The sequence below is a fragment of the Halorubrum coriense DSM 10284 genome (assembly GCF_000337035.1).
Classification (GTDB): domain Archaea; phylum Halobacteriota; class Halobacteria; order Halobacteriales; family Haloferacaceae; genus Halorubrum; species Halorubrum coriense.
The window spans coordinates 1-1,450 of the sequence record NZ_AOJL01000052.1; the positions used below are offsets into that span (position 1 = coordinate 1).

General features: G+C 57.4%; 3 protein-coding genes. All 3 read right to left on the reverse strand.

Annotation, left to right across the window (positions count from 1 at the left end; all coding sequences use genetic code 11):
• Positions 1 to 55: 55 nt before the first annotated feature.
• Complete coding sequence (locus tag C464_RS19945) at positions 56 to 640, reverse strand: TFIIB-type zinc ribbon-containing protein (protein WP_152420938.1); 585 nt, start codon at positions 638 to 640, stop codon at positions 56 to 58.
• A 443-nt stretch (positions 641 to 1,083) separates the two neighbouring features.
• Entirely contained in the window at positions 1,084 to 1,227 is a 144-nt protein-coding gene (locus tag C464_RS20065) for a DUF7563 family protein (protein ID WP_425433497.1), read from the reverse strand.
• A 4-nt stretch (positions 1,228 to 1,231) separates the two neighbouring features.
• A partial coding sequence (locus C464_RS12495) for a SufD family Fe-S cluster assembly protein (protein WP_006114079.1) occupies positions 1,232 to 1,450 on the reverse strand: 219 nt, incomplete at its 5' end.

The window sequence follows — 1,450 nt, forward strand, 5'->3', positions numbered from 1 at the left end:
CCTGGAGTAAGCGTCGAACGTGGTTGTGAAGTGGAGTGTCGGATTCACGCCCGGGCTAAAGGCCGGGACTCTCTCCTTGATTCAGGTAGACGGCGCCTGCTGTCTCTCGGGCGCTGTCAGGCACACCAAGCGCGGAAGCCATGCGATTGATCTCACCGAGCGCATGCATAAGATTCCTATCCGCCGATGAGTGCCGCTGAAAGCGCCCATTCCACTGTCGAAGCCGACGCATTTGTCGTCGCCGTTCTCCCGACAGCGAGTTCCCCTTTGCGTCGGTGTCTTGCCACCCTATCTTCGTTGACAATCCCTTATCGTGTAAGAGGTTCGTGCTCAATGGCCCAAGGCGAGAGTCCTGATCGCTGGTTCCGCTCGGCGTGTATCGTTCGATACCCGTATCAAGCGTCGCGTCTGGGACAACGAGTCCACAGTCGTCACAGACCGCGTCCGCGCTGTCGCCGGGTCGACGAACTCGTCCTTGACACTCCGGACATGTCGTTTGAGTGTGCTGTCCGTCTCTATTCTTCTCCGAAACAGAATCGGTAACAGATTGTCTCTCGTTAGCTTCGCTTGATGAGGGCCTCTCAGTACCATCTTTTTGAGAAACTGTATCCGGTCGCTCTTCGTTAGTGCGTTCGTTCACCAACTGACATCACCTCTCGTGACTGAGACAGAACAGACACGACCGACCGTGTGTCTGTCGTATACTGTTCATCATGTGCTTTGAGCTGGCGTTGAATCACTGAGCCTGATTCCGTGTGCGGTAACTCTCGTAGCGACGGCAGCCGGGACTGACCACACCGTATCAGTGGGTACCGCCACGCCATCAATGGCGAGACAGACGAGTTCTCCCCGCCCGCGACGCGCCGAAACGACAAACTCGAAGCGACGAGAGTGGGCATCGACCGTTGTCACGTGGATTGTCGAGAGACTATTGGCACTCTCCCACGTTGTCGTGTCGACGACGCTGAGTTCGCCTGCCGGCGTAACGACTGACGAGCCACAGGTTGGACAGGAGCCCTCGTGCGGTGTCGTTCCAAGATACCCGTAGTCACTGTCACATGCGAAGCAGTGTTCCATCGTTCGCTATGAGCGGCGGGATAACACTGTCTCTGCGATGTTTGCCTTATTAGAACACGCCGGACAGGCAACCACGTCACCACCGTCTAACCCGAACACAGTTACAAACTGTTGTGAGACGTGTGCTCCGCAGTGTGCGCACTCTGGCATTAGATCACCCCAGCGAGCCCTCCATCTCGAGTTCGACGAGCCGGTTCAGCTCGACGGCGTACTCGATCGGCAGCTCTTCCGTGATCGGCTCGATGAACCCGGAGACGATCATCTGTTTTGCGTCGTCATCGTCGAGACCGCGCGACTGGAGGTAGAAGATGTCCTCGTCGCCGATCTTGCCGACGGTCGCCTCGTGGGCGACGTCGACCTTCGACTCGTTGAT

Excerpts from the sequence above, each read along its gene's own strand:
- C464_RS20065 (WP_425433497.1), bottom strand. The coding sequence starts at position 1,227 with ATGCCAGAGTGCGCACACTGCGGAGCACACGTCTCACAACAGTTTGTA.